Source organism: Photorhabdus sp. RM322S (assembly GCF_042879395.1).
GTDB lineage: Bacteria > Pseudomonadota > Gammaproteobacteria > Enterobacterales > Enterobacteriaceae > Photorhabdus > Photorhabdus khanii.
Map to the genome: position 1 here is coordinate 43,091 of NZ_JBHFKW010000026.1, position 21,172 is coordinate 64,262.

The 21,172-nt window shown below is 43.0% G+C and carries 16 protein-coding genes and 3 pseudogenes; 5 read left to right on the forward strand and 14 right to left on the reverse strand.

Annotation, left to right across the window (positions count from 1 at the left end):
- Nucleotides 1-3: 3 nt before the first annotated feature.
- The 4 genes from tolQ to tnpA all read right to left on the reverse strand — a co-directional run bounded on the left by tolQ (nt 4) and on the right by tnpA (nt 1,828).
- Nucleotides 4-699 carry a Tol-Pal system protein TolQ gene (tolQ, locus tag ACGF63_RS15700; protein ID WP_036850661.1) on the reverse strand — a complete coding sequence of 232 codons (696 nt, stop codon included), beginning with the start codon at nt 697-699 and terminating at the stop codon, nt 4-6.
- A complete protein-coding gene (gene ybgC, locus ACGF63_RS15705) occupies nt 699-1,100 on the reverse strand; it encodes a tol-pal system-associated acyl-CoA thioesterase (RefSeq protein WP_036850658.1) in 402 nt (133 codons plus the stop codon). The genes tolQ and ybgC overlap by 1 nt, the downstream gene beginning before the upstream one ends.
- Nucleotides 1,101-1,216: 116 nt before the next feature.
- The gene (locus ACGF63_RS15710; RefSeq protein ID WP_083335169.1) at nt 1,217-1,339 is read right to left on the reverse strand and encodes a cyd operon YbgE family protein; all 123 of its coding nucleotides are present in this window, start codon (nt 1,337-1,339) and stop codon (nt 1,217-1,219) included.
- Between the two features lie 84 nt (nt 1,340-1,423).
- Nucleotides 1,424-1,828 (reverse strand): IS200/IS605 family transposase, encoded by a 405-nt coding sequence (gene tnpA, locus ACGF63_RS15715; RefSeq protein ID WP_023045406.1) that lies wholly within the window; start codon nt 1,826-1,828, stop codon nt 1,424-1,426.
- A 58-nt stretch (nt 1,829-1,886) separates the two neighbouring features.
- On the opposite strand from tnpA, the gene ACGF63_RS15720 reads away from it, so the two are divergent.
- A complete protein-coding gene (locus tag ACGF63_RS15720) occupies nt 1,887-3,113 on the forward strand; it encodes an RNA-guided endonuclease TnpB family protein (protein WP_036851020.1) in 1,227 nt (408 codons plus the stop codon).
- 49 nt (nt 3,114-3,162) lie between these two features.
- On the opposite strand, the pseudogene ACGF63_RS15725 reads toward ACGF63_RS15720, so the two are convergent.
- The 4 genes and pseudogenes from ACGF63_RS15725 to cydA form a co-directional block, all read right to left on the reverse strand.
- A pseudogene (locus ACGF63_RS15725) lies at nt 3,163-3,321 on the reverse strand (cyd operon YbgE family protein); the annotation flags it as partial.
- A complete protein-coding gene (gene cydX / locus ACGF63_RS15730) occupies nt 3,321-3,437 on the reverse strand; it encodes a cytochrome bd-I oxidase subunit CydX (protein ID WP_021325053.1) in 117 nt (38 codons plus the stop codon). The gene cydX and the pseudogene ACGF63_RS15725, both read right to left, overlap by 1 nt.
- A gap of 12 nt (nt 3,438-3,449) precedes the next feature.
- Nucleotides 3,450-4,589: a cytochrome d ubiquinol oxidase subunit II gene (gene cydB / locus ACGF63_RS15735; protein ID WP_152962747.1), complete on the reverse strand. Its 1,140-nt coding sequence runs from the start codon at nt 4,587-4,589 to the stop codon at nt 3,450-3,452.
- A 17-nt stretch (nt 4,590-4,606) separates the two neighbouring features.
- A complete protein-coding gene (cydA, locus tag ACGF63_RS15740) occupies nt 4,607-6,175 on the reverse strand; it encodes a cytochrome ubiquinol oxidase subunit I (RefSeq protein WP_387631905.1) in 1,569 nt (522 codons plus the stop codon).
- A 670-nt stretch (nt 6,176-6,845) separates the two neighbouring features.
- On the opposite strand from cydA, the pseudogene ACGF63_RS15745 reads away from it, so the two are divergent.
- The 3 genes and pseudogenes from ACGF63_RS15745 to ACGF63_RS15755 form a co-directional block, all read left to right on the forward strand.
- A pseudogene (locus tag ACGF63_RS15745) lies at nt 6,846-6,962 on the forward strand (tail fiber assembly protein); the annotation flags it as partial.
- Nucleotides 6,963-7,514: 552 nt separating this feature from the next.
- The gene (locus ACGF63_RS15750) at nt 7,515-8,813 is read left to right on the forward strand and encodes a tail fiber protein (RefSeq protein WP_036850652.1); all 1,299 of its coding nucleotides are present in this window, start codon (nt 7,515-7,517) and stop codon (nt 8,811-8,813) included.
- A 670-nt stretch (nt 8,814-9,483) separates the two neighbouring features.
- A complete protein-coding gene (locus ACGF63_RS15755) occupies nt 9,484-11,250 on the forward strand; it encodes a Hint domain-containing protein (protein ID WP_387631908.1) in 1,767 nt (588 codons plus the stop codon).
- Between the two features lie 241 nt (nt 11,251-11,491).
- Here the strand turns inward: ACGF63_RS15755 and ACGF63_RS15760 are convergent.
- Nucleotides 11,492-11,641 (reverse strand): annotated as a pseudogene (locus ACGF63_RS15760) (IS5/IS1182 family transposase); the annotation flags it as partial.
- Between the two features lie 439 nt (nt 11,642-12,080).
- On the opposite strand from ACGF63_RS15760, the gene ACGF63_RS15765 reads away from it, so the two are divergent.
- Entirely contained in the window at nt 12,081-13,868 is a 1,788-nt protein-coding gene (locus ACGF63_RS15765) for a Hint domain-containing protein (RefSeq protein ID WP_387631911.1), read from the forward strand.
- Nucleotides 13,869-13,934: 66 nt separating this feature from the next.
- On the opposite strand, the gene sucD is transcribed toward ACGF63_RS15765, so the two are convergent.
- The 5 genes from sucD to ACGF63_RS15790 all read right to left on the reverse strand — a co-directional run bounded on the left by sucD (nt 13,935) and on the right by ACGF63_RS15790 (nt 21,156).
- Complete coding sequence (sucD, locus tag ACGF63_RS15770) at nt 13,935-14,810, reverse strand: succinate--CoA ligase subunit alpha (RefSeq protein ID WP_387631914.1); 876 nt, start codon at nt 14,808-14,810, stop codon at nt 13,935-13,937.
- Nucleotides 14,810-15,976, reverse strand: a complete 1,167-nt coding sequence (gene sucC, locus ACGF63_RS15775) for an ADP-forming succinate--CoA ligase subunit beta (protein ID WP_023045846.1) — start codon at nt 15,974-15,976, stop codon at nt 14,810-14,812. Before sucC ends, sucD begins: the two co-directional genes overlap by 1 nt.
- A 152-nt stretch (nt 15,977-16,128) precedes the next feature.
- Complete coding sequence (odhB, locus tag ACGF63_RS15780) at nt 16,129-17,352, reverse strand: 2-oxoglutarate dehydrogenase complex dihydrolipoyllysine-residue succinyltransferase (RefSeq protein WP_036850646.1); 1,224 nt, start codon at nt 17,350-17,352, stop codon at nt 16,129-16,131.
- Nucleotides 17,353-17,365: 13 nt separating this feature from the next.
- Complete coding sequence (gene sucA, locus ACGF63_RS15785; protein ID WP_387631917.1) at nt 17,366-20,173, reverse strand: 2-oxoglutarate dehydrogenase E1 component; 2,808 nt, start codon at nt 20,171-20,173, stop codon at nt 17,366-17,368.
- Nucleotides 20,174-20,439: 266 nt separating this feature from the next.
- Nucleotides 20,440-21,156: a succinate dehydrogenase iron-sulfur subunit gene (locus ACGF63_RS15790; protein ID WP_036850641.1), complete on the reverse strand. Its 717-nt coding sequence runs from the start codon at nt 21,154-21,156 to the stop codon at nt 20,440-20,442.
- Nucleotides 21,157-21,172: the final 16 nt, after the last annotated feature.

Sequence of the window (21,172 nt, forward strand, 5' to 3'; positions counted from 1 at the left end):
TTACTATTTGTTTTCAGCTTTATTTTCAGCAGCGAAAGCCTGACGGTGCAAAATAGCCAGAAACTCTTCCATAAAGTTATCGTAATTTTGCTCCAGCTTATTAACGCGCTGATTCAGACGGTTGTATGCCATAACAGCCGGAATAGCAGCAAACAGGCCAATCGCCGTTGCAATCAACGCTTCTGCAATACCTGGTGCTACCATCTGAAGAGTTGCCTGTTTTACCGCACCTAATGCGATAAATGCATGCATGATCCCCCAAACGGTACCAAACAAACCGATATACGGGCTAATTGAACCCACTGTACCCAAGAATGGAATATGGCTTTCCAGTGTTTCCAGTTCACGGTTCATAGATATACGCATTGCACGTGAAGCACCTGTTACCACCGCTTCCGGCACATGGTTGTTTGCATGGTGCAAACGGGCAAATTCTTTGAACCCGGAATAAAAGATTTGTTCCGTTCCACCCAGAGAATCCCGGCGAGACTGACTTTCCTTATACAAGCGTGATAATTCAATACCTGACCAAAATTTGTCTTCAAACGCTTCCGCTTCACGGGTCGCCGTATTGAGAATTTTGGTCCTTTGAATAATGATTGCCCATGAAGCAATGGAAAAGCAGATCAAAATAAGCATGATCAGCTGCACCAAAAGGCCTGCCTTCAGGAATAAATCAAGAATGTTCATGTCAGTCACTACTTAAACTCCGCGACAATGGACTTAGGAAGCGCAATCGGCTTCATTTGAGATGTATTCACGCAGGCAATTAAAACTTCTGCGCTGTTAAGAATTATTCCGTTAACATCAACAATGCGTTGAATAAATGTCAAAGATGCTCTACGAATATCCGTAATTTCGCTCTCCACCTCCAACATATCATCAAGCCGGGCTGGGGCTCGATAATCAACCACTATACGCCGAACAACAAATCCAATTTGTTCATCAAGTAAACGCTGCTGATGAATGCCATGCTGACGCAACATCTCTGTGCGGGCCCTTTCATAAAAGGCGACATAACGGGCGTTATAAACTACCCCACCAGCATCTGTATCTTCGTAATAAACACGGACGGGCCAACGGAACAACGTATTACTCACTTTCAATCCTAAGTAAGGCGAATTAACGCTGCCACTATACTCAAGACCATGCAGCTTTGGAATAATGTGCAAATAAAAAATTTATTGGCTAAAAATCCCATAACATACAGAATTAACTAATAGAAGAAGTGGTACAAGCCCCAAATCAAAATTAAGAACGCAGGCAGAGGAAAGAAAAAGATACGCCAGACAATATTTCTTGGGTGAAAACCCATCCCGAAAGTTACACCTGTGCACACAGCCCATCTTTACCTCCAAAGGGTATTCCCGCCGACATCAGGCGGGAGGGGAATTTGGACGGGCTTGAAAAGCCCGTAGGATCATCAGCCACGCTGATGTTGAATGTATTGTTTCACCACTTCCAGCGGTGCTCCACCGCATGAACCCGCAAAGTAGGAGCGAGACCAGAGAACGGCCTTTCCGTATGCTTCGCGTAAGTCCAGAAACTCATTACGTAAGCGACGGGAGGTTACCGCTTTCAGCGAGTTAACCAATACCGATAGCTGAACGGTCGGGGGATACTCAATCAGCATATGAACATGATCTAAATCGCCGTGACTCCCTTTAAGTTCTGCGCCGAAGTCACGGCAGATTTCACCTGCATACTGATGAAAGGCTGAATAGTGTCGCTCGCCAAGAATCTTTCTACGGTATTTGGTCACAAACACAAGATGTACATGCAAAAGAAAGGCGGCATGTCGTGAACGATTAATTTTGTATTTTTGCATTGAAGTTAGCCGAAGGCACAGTAAAATAGAGAGTAAACCTACTACACACTGAATGATAATGCTAATACTGAAAGCCTACAAGTTCAGACTAGAGCCAACTGAAGAACAGTTGCCGCGTTTGCGGCAGTTATGCGGGTGTGCTCGTTTTGTCTGGAATCACGGACTTCAGGTAACAAAACACATTCTGGATTCCGGCGGAAAACTTCCCTCCGCGTTTGAACTCAACCGAATGCTCACGGGGTGGAAAAAAACACCGGAATACGCCTTCTTACAGGAAGCTTACACCGATAACCTTCAACAAAAACTTAAAGACTTACAGGGGGCATGGAGGCGTAGCTTCGATAAAACACTGGCAGCGAAAGCGCCTGTATGGAAACGAAAAAATGACGGCAGGGATTCAATCCGGTTCGTCAATTTTGAAAAATATTGTCTCCTTGAAAATCGCAGAGTCAGGCTGCCTTCTGGGCTCGGATGGATAAAGTTCCGGCAATCGCAGGAGGTGAACGGCAAAATCAAAAATGCCACGATCAGCCAGTCAGTGGGTAAATGGTATGTGTCGTTTCAAGTCGAGATAGAAGCCTCTGAGCCACACCACGAATCAACAACAATGGTGGGTCTGGATGCCGGGATATCGAAACTGGCGACGCTCTCAGACGGGACGATATACGAACCGGTCAACAGTTTTAAAACCCGCCAGCGCAAGCTGGCGAAGCGCCAGAGACAGTTAAGCCGCAAAGTTAAGTTCAGCGCCAACTGGCAGAAACAGAAGCGAAAAATTCAGCGTCTGCACTCGCATATTGCCAATATTCGCCGCGACTACCTTCATAAGACCACCACGAAAATAAGCAAAAACCACGCGATGATCGTGATTGAAGATTTGAAGGTCAGTAACATGTCGAAGTCAGCGAAAGGCACGGCAGAACAGCCCGGAAGGAGCGTTCGGGCTAAATCAGGCTTAAATCGCGCGATACTGGATCAGGGCTGGTATGAAATGCGCCGTCAGCTAGAATATAAGCAGCGCTGGCGCGGCGGTCAGGTACTGGCAGTCCCTCCGGCATACACCAGCCAGCGGTGCGCATGTTGCGGTCATACAGCGAAAGAAAACCGCATATCACAAAGTCAATTCGAGTGCCTTGAATGCGGATATACGGAAAATGCCGATATCAACGGAGCTCGTAACATTTTAGCGGCAGGACATGCCGTGCTTGCCTGTGGAGGGAGGGTGCAATCAGGCCGCCCGTCGAAGCAGGAACCAGACGCAGAGCGATCAGCCGTCGCCCACTAACGGGAATCCCCTCTTGAGTCACGAAGTGCGAAAGTGGGGGAGGATGTCAAATGAGTAAAACGCCTTGCCATAAGTGCAATGAACTGGTGTTTGCCGCAAAACGGGCGGGATCCCAGAAGACACAAGAAGCAAGCACCAACGCCATAATAAGGATAAGGCCCCTTACAGGACCTTTATCCATCAGCCGATAGCATTTATCTATCAACATTATTTCTCACTATTTTCAGCGGTTTTTTCCGCTTCATTATGCTCAAGTGCTAAGGCAGCGATTATAGCGAAACTACACGCCAAGAGCGTTCCGAGAATCCAAGCAAAATACCACATGCTCTGTGCTCCTTAGTACAGTGAATGTTTGTTATTTTCAATAAAGCTTTTGTCCAAACGCCCAAACATTTTGTAGTAACACCAAATGGTATATCCCAGAATGATTGGGACAAAAATCAGTGCAACCACAAACATGACGCGCAGTGTCAACAAACTTGAAGTCGCATCCCACATTGTCAGGCTGACATTTGGATTAGTGATTGATGGCATAACAAATGGGAACATCGTCACACCACAGGTCATAATGATGCAAGCAATGGTCAGTGAAGAGAACAGGAATGCCCATCCTGCCCGATTCATACCGGTCATCAATATCGTCAGCAGAGGAGAAACAACACCCAGTGCCGGTAACGCCCACAGCCACGGATAGTGATTAAAGTTGGTCATCCAGGCACCCACCTGATGAGCAACTTCTTTATGCAATGGGTTAGACTGAGCCATTGTATCCAAGCCGCCAGTCACAACATAACCATCAATACCATAAATCAGCCATACACCTGCCAGCAGGAAAGCAACCATTGTTACCAGCGCACAGATATAAGTGGCGGCACGGGAACGCAGACGCAGTTCACCGGTAGTACGCATTTGCAGATAAGTTGCCCCCTGAGTCACAATCATCATCAGGCTGATCACACCCGCCAACAAACCGTATGGATTTAGCAATCCGAAGAACGAACCGCTATAGAACAGGCGTAGTTGGGAATCAACGTTGAATGGCACCCCTTGTAACAGATTACCGAATGCCACACCGATAACTAATGGCGGAACGAAACTACCGACAAATATCCCCCAATCCCACATGTTGCGCCACTTACGGCTTTCCAGTTTGGAACGGTAGTCAAAACCAACCGGACGGAAAAACAGCGCGGATAACACCAGGATCATGGCGACATAGAAGCCAGAAAACGCGGCGGCATAAACCGTCGGCCATGCTGCGAACAATGCGCCACCGGCGGTGATCAGCCAAACCTGATTACCATCCCAATGGGGTGCTATTGAGTTAATCATGATGCGGCGTTCAGTATCGTTTTTACCGATGATACGTAACAGGACACCCACGCCCATGTCAAAACCATCAGTTACCGCGAAACCGATTAGCAACACACCAATCAGCAGCCACCATATAAACCGTAGTACTTCATAATCAAACATAAGTGGACTCCCGTTTATTACTGAGCATTGTGCGCCGAAGTTGTTTTCTGTTCAAAGTGGTAGCGGCCAGTATTCAGACTGCTTGGACCACGACGGGCGAATTTGAACATCAAAAACATTTCTGCGATCAGAAACAAGGTGTAAAGACCACAAATCAGCGCCATTGAGAACAGGATATCGCTGGCTGCCAAATTGGAACTCGCCACCGCTGTTGGCAAAACTTCACCAATCGCCCACGGCTGACGACCATATTCGGCCACAAACCAGCCTGATTCTATGGCAATCCACGGCAATGGGATGCTGTACAATGCTGCGCGCAGTAACCATTTTTGTTCACCAATACGGCCACGGATAACGCTCCAAAACGCCAGACCAATCAACAGTAACATCAGGAAACCTGCTGCAACCATGATACGGAATGCAAAATAGAGCGGAGCAACGCGAGGAATGGAATCTTTCGCAGCGGCCTTGATTTGCTCTTCGCTGGCATCAGTCGCTTTGCTGGTATAACGCTTCAACAACATGCCATAACCAAGATCCTGCTTACTTTCATTGAATGCGCTACGAACAGTTGGATCCGTGTTACCTGCCCGCAACTCTTCCAACAATTGATAAGCTTTCATACCATTACGGATCCGCAGCTCATGCTGGTCCATCAGATCACGCAGACCAATAACCGGGGTATCGACAGAACGGGTGGCAATCAGGCCCATGAGATAAGGGATCTGAATGGCATATTTGTTTTCCATTTTATCCTGATCCGGGATACTTATCAGTGTAAAGGCTGCCGGAGGTGGCTGAGTTTCCCATTCAGCTTCAATTGCGGCCAGTTTAGTCTTCTGTACATCACCCATTTCGTAACCGGATTCGTCACCCAGCACAATAACAGACAACACAGCGGCAATCCCAAAACTTGAAGCAATCGCAAATGAACGTTTAGCGAATGGAATATCACGACCTTTAAGCAGGTAGTAAGAACTGACACCAAGAACGAAGATCGCCCCCGTCACATAACCTGCCGCAACAGTATGAACAAATTTCACCTGAGCAACCGGGTTCAGTACCAATTCGGCAAAACTCACCATTTCCATACGCATGGTTTCAAAGTTGAAATCAGAAGCAATCGGGTTTTGCATCCAACCATTAGCAACCAGAATCCAAAGTGCAGAGAAGTTAGAACCTAACGCAACCAGCCAGGTTACCGCCAAGTGCTGTTTTTTACTGAGACGATCCCAACCGAAGAAGAACAAACCGACGAATGTGGACTCCAGGAAGAACGCCATCAGACCTTCGATCGCCAGAGGCGCGCCGAAAATGTCACCGACGTAATGAGAGAAATATGACCAGTTAGTCCCGAACTGAAACTCCATGGTCAACCCTGTTGCGACACCCAGAGCAAAGTTAATACCAAATAACTTGCCCCAGAATTTTGTCATATCTTTATAAATTTGTTTACCGGAGAGCACATATACCGTTTCCATAATCGCCAGCAAAAACGCCATGCCAAGCGTTAGCGGAACGAACAGGAAATGATACATTGCAGTTAAGGCAAACTGTAATCGTGACAGTTCGACAATATCAAACATCTTGACTCCTTGCTCCTAGCAGGAAAGCACCGGCTTGCGGCAACCTGGCTTCGTACAAGAACCTATTCAGAGTTCTAAAACGGAAACCTTATAACTACCAGCAATAAATGCCTCTAAAATAACAACTCATTACCAAGTGAATTAAAAACCTAATTAGACTAATAGTATAGTACGCTTATATTCCCATACAATAAATACGTTTTACGTGATTCAGATTAGAATTCTGAATGTAGGTCAATAATTGCAGTTATTGTTTAATGGGAACTTATTGATCAGGATCAATTTAAGCAAATTAGAAAAATAATGCTATAGTAATAACTTGATTTTAATAATTTTTTTCTGGCCAGTGTTAACTGTATTATCTATTATTTCATTTTGGTTGGCATATTGTTAATTATTTGTTTCTTTAGATAATTGTTGATTTCCATATTGCTGTGAAATGACTTTTAAAATTAACTTTTTATTTTCATCCTTAAGAAAATATTGTTATTAACGTTGCATTAGCAGTGAGATAGCCACCATTTGACTGTCATTCAGATAGCAATAATGGCACGCAGCTTGAAAACTAAACTTCCTCCTTGTGACAAACCTCACCAAACTTAGGATAATGACTTAGTACCCCGATTCTCGCAGACCGGCACTTCCAGGCTCGCACCAGTCACCACCACAATACGCTGTTGAAACTAAGATGCGGTCAGAAGCTGAAAAAGCGTTGTTGCTGGACTGGAAAAAGCATTTGGTATTACTGAGTCGAGCTAATGTTTCATTGTCACAAAACATTAAATAAGCTTTCATAATTATGCTTCACTTCCAACTAGCCCTTGTGCACCAAGACATACAGCCTTTTCATCTAAACGGCCCGTGAAAACAGTGAGATAGGTTATAGAACCAATATTGTTCAAGAAGAAAACAAAATGCATAGGTGTATCGGTATTATGGAAAGCTATTTAATTGGTCTAAATGGAATTTTTGAGAAACTGAAGGCTTGGTATATGTATACTCATTAAATGAATAATTATTTTTTCTGGTCATTTACTTCAAAATTAAATCTTTGTAAAATTTTATTTCATTAATGTTTTCACTGTAAATTGATTATTAAATAATGCGGATATTATTGAGGGTGTTTTATAATAAGAAATTAAGAGAGATAACAATAATTTTTACATGTTGAATTTCTTATTTTCACCAATTAACTAAAAATAGTTAATCCTTTAAGTTATAAGAACATTTAATTATTAATCAACTGAACTAGACTGTAATTGATATGAATTATTGAAGTATTTTTCAATAATTCAATATGTTGATTATAAAATAATGTTATTTTATATAAGGAGTGTTTATGAATCAAAAAAATGATTTTAAATCTTTTTCTTTCGGCAAGAATTCTAATGTGTTGAGCCAAGGAGATTATGAAATTAATAAAAATTTGCAAGATGGAATTCCAGCAGGTGATATTTCCCCTTACATTCACTTGTTAAATAAGGTATTACGTCAATCGTCAACCATATCATCGGTGGTGGCTGATTTTATTGCAACACAATCTGGTGAGGATGTTCTGGATGATGGAGATAGAGATAAACTCACCGTGCAGTTAAATAAAGCGTTAGAAAAAGTAACCACAGCAAAAATTCCCAATGCCTCATTAACACAAAAGGGAATTGTTCAACTAACAAATGAAATTGGCGATAATGACACGCTGGCAGTGACACAGAAACTTGCTCAGGAAATAATAAATTCATTACGTAAAAATATTAATGAAAAAGTACCCAATACCCGAAAAATAAATGGGAAAGTATTAACCGGGGATATTACTATTGATGCTGAGGATGTAAGAGCGATATCAACAGATAATGTAATACATTCAATGAAACACGGTGATCTGGACGGATTGGAAAATCTACATAATGGTTGTTCCGGGTTTAACCCCTCCGCGTTGTTCCTGACTCAATATGGGCTGCCACGTGGCAACGGTGGCGTTCAATTAAGAATTAGCAATATGAATGGTAAATCAAGCGAGGGGGAAGACGATGTATGGAGCCACAGGCTGATTTTTACCCATTTTGGCGATACATATCGTACAGATCATATAAATGAATATTATAAACTTACACGTAAATTTTGGGACAATCTTAATGCCAGACCAGATTTTAATGGATACCTAAAAATATCCTCTCCGATAATAGAAATCTATCCTGATGGCACATTTTCAACTAATGAAGAATCAGAGGGAGCAGAAGTAACAAAAGAAGGAACAGGCATATACCGCATATCAAATATTTCAGGCTATAACACTGATGGCGCTTGGGGTGTGCATGGCGGTATTTCTGTTCCCCAAAACAATAATAATCTTGAATTGATTTTCGTTGACGATCATATCCAACCTGATGGTTCTATTATCATTGAAACCTGCCATCGCCAACATTCGCATTTACCTGAGAAATTTCAGAACTGGCGGCTCAAATCTGTTGATGATAATGGCAAACAGGTATTCTACCAAGATGGGGAACCCTGTGATATTTCTGAACATTGTCGTTTAGATATTCGCATCCAAATGCCAGAAGATTCACTCTGGAACTTGAAACGAAAGAAGTTGCAGGAAGAAATAGAAAGTATCAGCGTTTCCGGCAATAAATTGTAGTAACACGGGGCCGTATGGCCCCGTATCTTACTTTTTTGAACTTCAAGATAAGTAGCTGAAGTTCTTTTCATGCCAGTCAGGAATGATATAACAATGTGATGCCCAGTTTATCTCAGGTTCCTGTGGATGGAAATGGAACTTTACCGATACGAAACAATATCATGGTCATTATTATACTCGGCTCCGTGATCTGTCGAAAGCACAAATACAGTATCTACTTGCAGCAGTGAAAAATATAAGGAAAGTGTCTTTATTAATAGCACTTTATTACCTGTATATCCACCGGGCATCGTCTTCTATGATGAATGAAATTAAAAAAGTCCTACAAGAAAAACAGTGGGGTTTGTTAACAATTTGACATGAGAAACTTGACAATTTTTTACAAAGAACTATTAATTATAATACCATCTTTATTTAGTATCCATTTAATCCTGTAATACCAAAATGTTACATATATATTCTTAAAACTATTTGTCTAACTAAGAGGAGTTATTATGCATCTTTATCCTTACTCATAACTTTCAATATGAAATTACAACATTAATTCACTATCAGTTTAAGATTCAGTGAATAGTGACACTCTAATATTATATTTATATACAGATAATATCATATAAAATATGTGTAATTCATTATTTATAAACCATTTATTACTTCATGGAATAAAATTATGACTCTATATAACAGAATATTTATTTTTTTCATCATGATGTTTGCCCCTATAATATCCTGCTTTGCGGATACCGAAATTAAGTTATCTGACGAGGAAAGTCAGGCTATGTTTCAGCTCATAAAGAGCCTTGAACCTAATAAACCTATAACGCTCGAGTTAACTCAACCGCAAAATGAGAAAGGATATATTGCATTATTAAAATCCCACGGTATTACAGAACAAAACAATCCTGATATTTTTGAAAATATCAAGACTATGAAAGCGTCCAAAAAAGTAATATTCGATCAAGGAGAATCACTTGATATATCAAACTCGTCTACAGAGCCAACAAATCATTTTGGTAATCCTAGAATAGTATTCTCTGAAGATTCCAAATTAGTTTCAGCTCAAGTTCTTAGCTCCATATATTTTCCTCCTCTTACTACTTTAAGCAACGATACCATTAAAACTAACGCTCAACAGATATCGGTACAGGGTACCCTCTCAATTCTTGGCAAAGACAAAAATGGGAAGCGCAGAACAATACTCGTACCCAAACACGGAAAAGCAATCAACACAGAAGTACGAAACTTTTCAATAGGTACTGAGAAATATAATCTTGCTGAACTTGATTCTATTCAGACTGTTGCTAGTTTCCAGGGGAAAAAAAGCGGGAAACCTCTCACTAGTGGCCCAGTATTAATTGTGTCAAATACACTGACAAACCTTGAAGATCTCGCTCAATACTATCAGCCTGCCACAATGGAGAACCAAGCACCGACTTATGTAAAAAATCTACCAACGGATGATAGTCCGATAATCGTTTGCTTAAATAGAGCAAACCCTGAATCAGGAACTCCTAGTCAATGCGATTATGGTCCAACATCACCAGGTAATCCAACAATAAAGCTGGAAATAATAGGTAATGTCACATTCAATAACCCTATCAAAATTGATACAATCGGAAAGTCTAAAAACGATAAAGGAGAGAAATCACAGGTAGATCTGACTCTGGTCGGTCTTGATACTGGCGGCGCATGTAAATTAGCAAAAAATATAAATGAAGATACATTTTGGAAACATACAAAAGTCAATGATGATCCTGACAAAGGTAATAATACAAATTTATCGTGGGACTTTTCTAAAAACACAGGCTACGCTGATTTTGGATCAATATGCTGGAGGAATAATGAAAGATATATACTAGACCTACAGGCTACTATTATAACAATGCAAGGCGATAACGCATTTGCTGTCCCATTTTCTTATACCAATGCCCCCCATGCTAGGGACAATCCGTCACAATTCATTTATCCACCCATTCATATCCAATATGGTTGTATTGCTGAAGGCACATTAATAGATATGGCTAACGGCTCAAAATGGAAAGTTGAAAATATACGCCCAGGCGATAAAGTTTTAACAAAGCAAGGAGGCATCTTACAAGTAAAAAGCCGTATTGTAGGTCACGATACTGAATTTATTGATTTAATTTACAATAATGGTGAGCAGGTTTCACTGACTCCAACACATCCTGTCTCAACATTACGAGGAATAGTCAAAGCCGATGAACTTAAGATCGGTGATACAATACATACACGTGAGGGTCAGACTACCCTTACCTCAGTTAAACAGAGAAAATCAGAACCATCAAACGTGTATAATTTTGTCTTAGAAAAGACAGATAGCCAAAATGAATTATTACCTGAAGATGCTGTGCTTTTTGCCGGTGGCATTCTTGTCGGTGATAATAACCTGCAAAGAAAAGTGTCGATATCAAATTAATCTCTCAGATTAATAACAAAGTGCTGGCTTTTTTAGTCAGCACTAATTTCTAAGTAACGCATTTGTATTATTTTTATGGTTGAGAATGATATCCAGCCAACGAAAAACAGCCATTATGAAAAATGTTCTGACTCCATTTTCCCTTAGGTTAATTTGATCACCTACAGATACACTATTGTGTCCCTATTGCACCAAATAACCTTCCACATCCAGAGGTAAAAACCACAAAACGCGCGACCCGTAACGCTCTCTTCTTGGTATTTCTGGCTATTACTGCTAACAGACACAGTATCTGTACTTTCAGCAAACCTAGGAAACGAGCATAACGGTGACCATGATACCGCAAGACTCTGTTCTATCGTCTCCTTTACCGGGCGTACTTCTTTTTGCCCTACAGCGTCAACCGGTTTTCTCTAAAATGAAAGCTAGAAGAATACGGCAATAGAACTTAATAAAGTGAAATAAAGAGTTCCACGAGAAAAATAGTGGTATTTGTTAACAATCTGACATGAGAAACTTGACAATCTTTTACAAAAAACTATTAATTATATAAACGATTATAGCGTCACCTTTAGTATCTATTCCTCCTATACTGTAAAAATATTATATATATGGCGGATTCGACTAATAAGTGTAATTTTTCAGAAAGGCGGTCAGTTTATATAGTAGGCATCTTTACTACTCATCTTACTCATAATTTCCAAAGTAAATTAAAAAAATTAATGAATTATCAGTTTAAAACAATAATGCGCTAATATTATTTAGACTAAAAAATAAAGTATATGTAATTAATTCCTTAAAAAACCTATATTATTTCACAGGATAAAATTATGACTCTATACAACAGAACACTTGTTTTTTTCATCATGTTATTTTCCCCTATAATATCATGCTTTGCTGATAACAAAATTAAGTTATCTGCCGAAGAAAGCCAGACTATGTCTCAGTTCTTAAATAGTCTTGAACCTAATAAACCCACATTGATAGATTTAACTCAACCACAAAACGAGAAAGGATATATCGCATTATTAAAATCCCATCATATTACAGAACAGACACATCCTGATATTTTTGAAGATATCGAAACTATGAAAGTACACCAAAATGCATTACTTAAGAATGGACAACGACTTGAAATACAAGATTCGGTTACAAAGCCAAAAAATTATATTAGTCATCCTAGAATAGTATTTTCCGAAAATAACAAATCAATTTCAGCTACTGTTTTTGCTTCCCTATATTTTCCTGGTTCTAATATTTCAAACAGCAATACAATTGAAAATAACGCTGGAAAAGCAAAGTTACAGGGCGGCCTCTCAATTATTAGCTCTGACAACCAAGATGTTAAAACACTACATGTATCTGTACAAGAAAATACAAAGAATAATAGGGTACGGAACTTTGTACTATCCACCCCCGAATATAATTTTGCTACCTCTGGACAACATGGTAATACGTATCAAGCTATTTCCTTTTTCCAAGGGGAAATAAATGGGATACCACTCAATAACGCGCCAATAGTAGAGAAGTCACTGCCGCTGCAAGACCTTGAAAATTCTTTTAGCAACTTTTTTCCTCAAAGTATGGAAAACAAAGCGCCAACTTATGTAAATAATTCACCTGAGGAAAAGAAACCGATAATCGTTTGCTTAAATAAAGCAAACTCTAAACCAGGAGCTCCTAGTGAATGTGATTACAGTCCTACGTCGCCAGGTAAGCCAAATGATCAGTCAACAATCAAGCTGGAAATAATAGGTAATGTTACATTCAAGCACCCTATCGCCATTGATAAAAATAGGAAACCTAAAGCAGCTCAAGGGATTTCACCAGCGATAGATCTGACACTGGTCGGTCTCGATACTGGCGGCGCATGTAAATTAGCAAGAGATATAAATGAAGATACATTTTGGAAACATAAAAAAGTCAATAATGATCGTCTCAAAGGCAATAATACAAATTTATCATGGGAATTTTCTAAAAACACAGGTTACGCTGATTTTGGACCAATATGCTGGAAAAATAACGAAAGATATATACTAGACCTACAAGCTACTATTGTAACAGAGCAAGGTGATAACGCATTTCCTGTCCTGTTTTCTTTTACCAATAACCCCGGTAGTGTGGAGAGCGCGTCACAACTCCTTTATCCGCCCATTCAAATCCAATATGGTTGTATTGCTGAAGGCACATTAATAGATATGGCTGACGGCTCAAAATGGAAAGTTGAAAATATACGCCCAGGCGATAAAGTTTTAACAAAGCAAGGAGGCATCTTACAAGTAAAAAGCCGTATTGTAGGTCACGATACTGAATTTATTGATTTAATTTACAATAATGGTGAACAGGTTTCACTGACGCCAACACATCCTGTCTCAACATTACGAGGAATAGTCAAAGCCGAAGACCTTAAGGACGGTGATACAATACATACACGTGATGGTCAAACTACCCTTAATTCAGTTAAACAGAGAAAATCGGAACCATCAAACGTGTATAATTTTGTCTTAGAAAAGACAGATAGCCAAAGTGAATTATTACCTGAAGATGCTGTGCTTTCTGCCGGTGGTATTTTGGTCGGTGATAATAACCTGCAAAGAAAAGTGTCGATATCAAATTAACCAGCTTTTTTAACGATCTGAGGCCACTTCACTGTGGCCTCATAGATAAGCATCTCTTATCAACGCTTACTTGCCAACGAGTAAATCCTTCACTGCATCACCGATGTCTGCCAGGCTACGAACTGTCTTCACGCCAGCCGCTTCCAGAGCAGCAAATTTTTCGTCAGCGGTTCCTTTACCACCTGCGATAATGGCGCCAGCATGCCCCATACGCTTACCTTTCGGCGCAGTCACACCTGCGATGTAGCCAACAACAGGCTTAGTTACGTGCTCTTTAATATAAGCTGCCGCGTCTTCTTCCGCATTACCACCAATTTCACCAATCATTACGATGGCTTCTGTTTGCGGATCTTCCTGGAACAATTTCAGGATATCAATGAAGTTAGAACCTGGAATTGGGTCACCACCAATACCAACACAGGTAGATTGCCCTAAGCCTGCATCAGTAGTCTGTTTTACTGCTTCATAAGTCAGTGTGCCTGAACGGGAAACGATACCAACTTTACCTGCCAGATGAATGTGGCCCGGCATAATGCCGATTTTACATTCACCCGGCGTGATAACGCCCGGACAGTTAGGGCCGATCATACGAACACCGGCTTCATCCAGTTTGACTTTAACAGCCAGCATATCCAGAGTCGGGATACCTTCAGTAATCGTGATGATCAGTTTGATGCCAGCGTCGATAGCTTCCAGAATGGAATCTTTACAGAATGGAGCCGGAACATAGATAACGGAGGCCGTTGCCCCGGTCGCTTCTACCGCTTCACGAACAGTATTGAAAACAGGTAATCCCAGGTGCTCAGTACCGCCCTTACCCGGCGTGACACCACCCACCATTTGGGTGCCATAGGCAATCGCCTGTTCTGAATGGAAAGTACCTTGACTACCAGTAAAACCCTGACAGATAACTTTGGTGTTTTTATCGATTAAAATAGACATTATTTTGCCTCCACTGCGGCTACTGCTTGCTTAGCTGCGTCTGTCAGGCTGGTGGCAGCAATGATATTCAAACCACTGTCAGCCAGTTTTTTCGCCCCCAACTCAGCATTGTTCCCTTCCAAACGAACAACAACCGGTACGTGAACACCCACTTCTTCCACCGCACCAATAATACCGTCAGCAATCAGGTCACAACGGACAATACCACCAAAGATGTTAACCAATACGGCTTTCACATTTTCATCTGACAGGATGATTTTAAACGCTTCTGTAACACGTTCTTTGGTTGCACCACCACCCACATCAAGGAAGTTCGCGGGTGCGCCACCATGCAATTTAACGATATCCATCGTACCCATTGCCAAACCTGCGCCATTTACCATGCAACCAATGTTGCCATCCAACGCGACATAGTTCAGTTCCCACTGTGCCGCCTGCGCTTCACGCGGATCTTCCTGAGATGGATCATGCATTTCACGCAGTTCAGCCTGACGGAACAGTGCGTTACCATCAGCGCCCAACTTACCATCCAGGCAAATCAGATCACCCTGAGTCGTGATAACCAGCGGATTAATTTCAACCAAAGCCAGATCGCGCTCCAGGAACAGATTTGCCAATCCTAAGAAAATTTTGGTGAACTGGCTGATTTGTTTACCGGTTAATCCCAGTTTAAATGCCAGTTCACGCCCCTGATAAGGCATAGGACCAACCAGTGGGTCGATAATCGCTTTATGAATGAGTTCCGGAGTTTCTTCCGCAACTTTTTCAATTTCAACACCACCTTCAGTAGAGGCCATGAACACTACACGACGCGTACCACGATCAACCACCGCACCGAGATACAACTCCTTCGCAATATCAGTTGCCCCTTCGACCAAAATCTGGTGAACAGGCTGCCCTTGCGCATCTGTTTGGTAAGTGACCAGACGTTTACCCAGCCATTGTTCAGCGAAAGCGCGAATCTCTTCTTTACTGTTAACCAATTTCACGCCGCCCGCTTTACCGCGACCGCCAGCGTGAACCTGACACTTAACCACCCAAGGGCCAGCACCAATTTTAGATGCCGCTTCTTCTGCTTCACGCGGTGTAGTGCAGGCATAACCAGCCGGAGCGGGTAAACCATACCGTGCAAAAAGCTGTTTTGCCTGATACTCGTGTAAATTCATGATGTTCTATCCATAATCTAATCTGAGAAGAGCAATTGTCTTCTTATTTTTTTGTTACTTTGGATATAGCCAGTCCAAAGACTGGCTGTGCATGTACATTTGTTTACTTCAGACCGGGCAGATATTAGCGCGTATCTGCCCTTATTATGTTGCTATACGTCCAGCAGCAAACGTGCAGGATCTTCCAGCATCTCTTTGATGGTCACCAGAAAGCCTACAGACTCGCGTCCATCGATCAGACGGTGGTCATAAGACAGTGCCAGATACATCATCGGAAGGATCTCTACCTGACCATTTACCGCCATCGGACGATCTTTAATGGCATGCATGCCAAGAATCGCGCTCTGTGGCGGGTTAATGATCGGCGTAGACATTAAAGAGCCGAATACACCACCATTGGTAATCGTGAAATTACCGCCTGTCAGCTCTTCGACGGTCAATTTACCGTCACGGCCTTTGATAGCCAGCTCTTTAATACGTTTTTCGAGTTCAGCCATGCTCAGTGCATCCGCATCACGCAGTACCGGCGTTACCAAGCCACGCGGTGTAGATACCGCAATACTGATATCGAAATAGTTGTGGTAAACCACATCAGTGCCATCAATAGAAGCATTCACTTCCGGATAGCGTTTCAGTGCTTCGACCACCGCTTTCACATAGAAAGACATAAAGCCCAGACGCACACCGTGGCGTTTTTCAAACGCTTCGCCGTACAGCTTGCGCATTTCCTGAATCGGCTTCATGTTAACTTCGTTAAACGTCGTTAACATCGCAGTGTTGTTTTTCGCTTCCAGCAAACGTTCAGCCACACGCTTACGCAGGCGAGTCATTGGAACACGTTTTTCGCTGCGGTGTGGCAACAACGAATCCTGAGTAGAAAGAGAAAGTGGAATAGCTGATGATTGACTATCCACCTTTTTGTTATCAGCCATGTGTTTTTCCACGTCTTCGCGGACAATACGCCCACCAACACCGCTACCTTTAATCGCTTTGGCATCAAGATCATGCTCTGCAATCAAACGGCGAACCGCCGGGCTAAGTGCGTCGTTGCTCTCTTCTTCTAACCCCGCAGTCTGGCGTTTAGCCGAAGTTGCTTCCGTTTTTTCTTTTACTTCTGTCGGCTTACCCGTGCTATCGCCCAAACGGATACGACCAAGAAGCTGACTGGACAGAACGGTTGCATCTTTCACTTCCAAAATGGCTTCTAAAACACCGGCTTCACTGGCAGGCACTTCCAGTACCACTTTATCCGTCTCGATTTCAACCAGCACTTCATCACGTTCAACACGGTCACCCTCTTTTTTGTGCCAGACTGCAACAGTGGCATCAGCAACAGACTCGGGCAAAACAGGAACCAGAATATCTACGCTACTCATTTTCTATCCTTATTTATTCAACGTTCAGTGCGTCATTAACCAGCTCTTGCTGCTGCTGCTGGTGAACTGACGTATATCCAACTGCCGGGGAAGCAGACGCAGGACGACCTGCATAACGTAAAGAAGCCCCGAATGGGATCACTTCACGGAAGTTATGCTGACTGCAATACCAGGCCCCTTGGTTTAATGGCTCTTCCTGGCACCAGACAAAATCGTGTACATGGGCATACTGCTCCAATGCTGATTGAACATCCTGATGAGGGAACGGATACAGTTGTTCAACACGCACGATAGCGACATCAGTTTGTTCGTTCTTACGGCGTTGCTCCAACAGGTCGTAATAAACTTTACCTGAACAGAGCACAACCCGTTTAACACCTTTAGGATCCAGCGCATCAGCTTCACCGATAACTGTCTGGAATTTACCGTTAGCCAGTTCATCCAGGCTGGAAACCGCTAATGGATGACGCAACAATGACTTCGGCGACATAACAATCAACGGACGGCGCATACCACGCAGAGCCTGACGGCGAAGCATGTGATAAACCTGAGCCGGCGTTGACGGTACGCAAACCTGCATATTCTGTTCTGCACACAGTTGCAGATAGCGTTCCAGGCGAGCTGAAGAGTGTTCAGGCCCCTGCCCTTCATAACCATGCGGCAACAGCATAACCAGACCGCACATACGGCCCCATTTCTGCTCACCGGAGCTGATGAATTGGTCAATAACAACCTGTGCTCCGTTAGCGAAATCACCAAACTGTGCTTCCCAGATTGTTAAAGCGCGGGGTTCTGTTGTCGCATAGCCATACTCAAACGCCAGAACCGCTTCTTCAGACAAAACAGAATCCCATACATTGAACGCACCCTGACCGTTATGAACGTTCGCCAGAGGCACATAAACAGAACCGTTGGTCTGATTATGAATAACAGCATGACGATGGAAGAAAGTACCACGGCCCGCGTCCTCACCGGACAAACGCACCGGAACACCTTCATCAACCAAAGTCGCGTAGGCTAAATTTTCTGCCCCACCCCAATCGAACAATTTATCGCCGTTAGCCATCTCTGCGCGGTCATTATAGATTTTCACCACGCGGGAGTGCATTTCCACTTCTTCCGGGACAGAGCTGATACGTCTGCCCAGATCCTGCAAACGCTTAATATCGACTTTATATGGATATTCTTCATCCCAATCATGGTTAAGATAAGGCTCCCATGTAAATGAGTGCAGCCCCATTGAGCGCCACTCTTCAACGACACAGTCACCACGGTCAAGAGCATCACGATACAGATTAACCATTTCAGTCACATCATCGACTGATATCAACTTCTCAGTAACCAGCTTGTCAGCGTAGATTTTACGCGGCGTTGGGTGTTTCTTAATTTTCTGATACATCATTGGCTGAGTCGCACTTGGCTCATCAGCTTCGTTATGACCATGACGGCGGTAACATACCAGATCGATCATCACGTCACGTTTAAAGGCATTACGGAAATCCAGAGCCAGACGGGTAACGAATGCCACCGCTTCTGGATCGTCTGCATTAACGTGGAAAATCGGCGTCTGTACCATTTTGATGATATCGGTACAGTATTGTGTTGAACGGGCATCTTTCGGGTTCGACGTGGTGAAACCAATCTGGTTGTTGATAACAATACGAATCGTACCACCCACTTCATAACCACGGGCCTGAGACATGTTCAGGGTTTCCTGCACAACGCCCTGACCGGTAACGGCAGCATCCCCGTGGATAGTGATTGGCAACACCATATTGCTGCGACCTTCATCCAGACGATCACGGCGGGCGCGTACTGAACCAATAACCACAGGGCTGACAATCTCAAGGTGAGATGGGTTAAATGCCAATGCCAAATGAACCTTAGCGCCCTCGGTGGCAAAATCAGACGAGAAGCCCTGATGGTATTTCACGTCGCCGGTACCAAGATGCTCTTTATGCTTACCGGCAAACTCATCGAACAGATCCGTCGGTTTTTTACCTAAGATATTAACCAGAACGTTGAGGCGACCACGATGAGCCATCCCCATCACAACTTCCCGTGTATCGTGCTTACCCGCATGACGGATAAGATCCTTCAACATGGGGATCAGTGCGTCACCACCTTCAAGAGAGAAACGTTTCGCTCCCGGAAACTTAGCGCCCAGATAACGTTCCAAACCTTCAGCCGCCGTCAGTTCCGCCAGAAAACGCTGTTTTTCCTCTGCGCTGAACTGAGAGCTGACGGTAACAGATTCCAGACGCTGCTGAATCCAACGTTTTTCTTCCGTATTGGTGATGTGCATATATTCAGCACCAATAGAACCGCAATAAGTGCGTTTCAGGGCTTCATACAAATCAGCCAACTTCATCGTTTCTTTGCCGAGAGCAAAAGAACCGACATTAAATGTCTCGGCAAAATCGGCTTCCGTTAGATTATGGAAAGCAGGATCTAAATCAGGAACACTATCCTGTTTCCATAATCCCAACGGATCAAGATTCGCATTTTGATGCCCGCGGAAACGGAATGCGTTGATGAGCTGCAAAACCTTAACTTGTTTTGCATCCATTGCCGGATCACTGACAGAGGAGTGATAACGCGTAGTATCTTTCGCAAGGCGGCGGAAGTAATCACGCGTCTGCGAGTGGAGTTGTTCACCGCTTAATCCCGCATTCGGCAATTGTTGGAAAATGTCTTTCCAACTTGCATCAACGGAGTTTGGATCGGTTATATAGTCTTCATAGACTTGCTCTATGTAAGACTGGTTTGAACCAGCCAGGAAGCTTGAATCCAGCCAGTCCTTCATTGCGCCGTTCTGCATTGTGATCCCTTAAGCTTTAAAAGCTTTAGTTTTCGCCGTGGTTAACTATTACCGCTTAAATGCGGTGTCGATAAAAGGTTCATTTGGACGTGCTTTATGCATGTTCTCTTTTGGGTTTCGGAACCCTTCAAGGAACCTTTAAAAACCGTTACATGGTTTTTAAAGGTTCCTTACCTCAAAGCTTTTGTCATCATTAGCAGTTGGCAACTCATCATTCTCAATTCTTTGTGCCCTCCGCAGATAAAACTGCGCGGAGGGCAAGCCAATTACGCGCTATGTTTTAACAACATAGATTTAATATGGCCAATGGCTTTTGTTGGATTCAACCCTTTAGGGCACACACTGACACAATTCATGATGCTATGGCAGCGGAAAACACTGAAAGCATCATTCAGCTTATCTAACCGTGAATCGGTTTCAGTATCTCGACTGTCGATCAGGAAGCGATAGGCTGCCAGCAACCCCGCAGGTCCGATAAATTTGTCTGGATTCCACCAGAATGACGGGCAAGAAGTTGAACAACATGCACACAGAATACATTCGTACAGGCCATCCAGTTTTTCCCTTTGTGCAGGTGACTGTAAATGTTCACGCGCCGGCGGGTTTTTACCGTCATTCAGCAAATATGGGCGAATCTTCTCATATTGTGCATAGAATTGCCCCATATCTACAACCAGGTCACGGACAACCGGCAAACCTGGCAGCGGACGGATCACAATTTTCTTGCTGCCACGCCGCAAAGCCGAAACCGGTGTAATACAGGCCAGACCATTTTTACCATTCATGTTGAGGCCGTCAGAACCACAAACCCCTTCACGGCAAGAACGACGGAAAGAGAGTGTCGGGTCCTGCTCTTTAAGCTGGATTAATGCATCCAGCAACATCATGTCACGCCCATCTTTTGCTTCCAGCGTGTAATCCTGCATATGAGGCGCGCTGTCAACATCCGGGTTGTAACGATAAATCGAAAATTCAAGCTTCATAATCTATTCCTTCGCA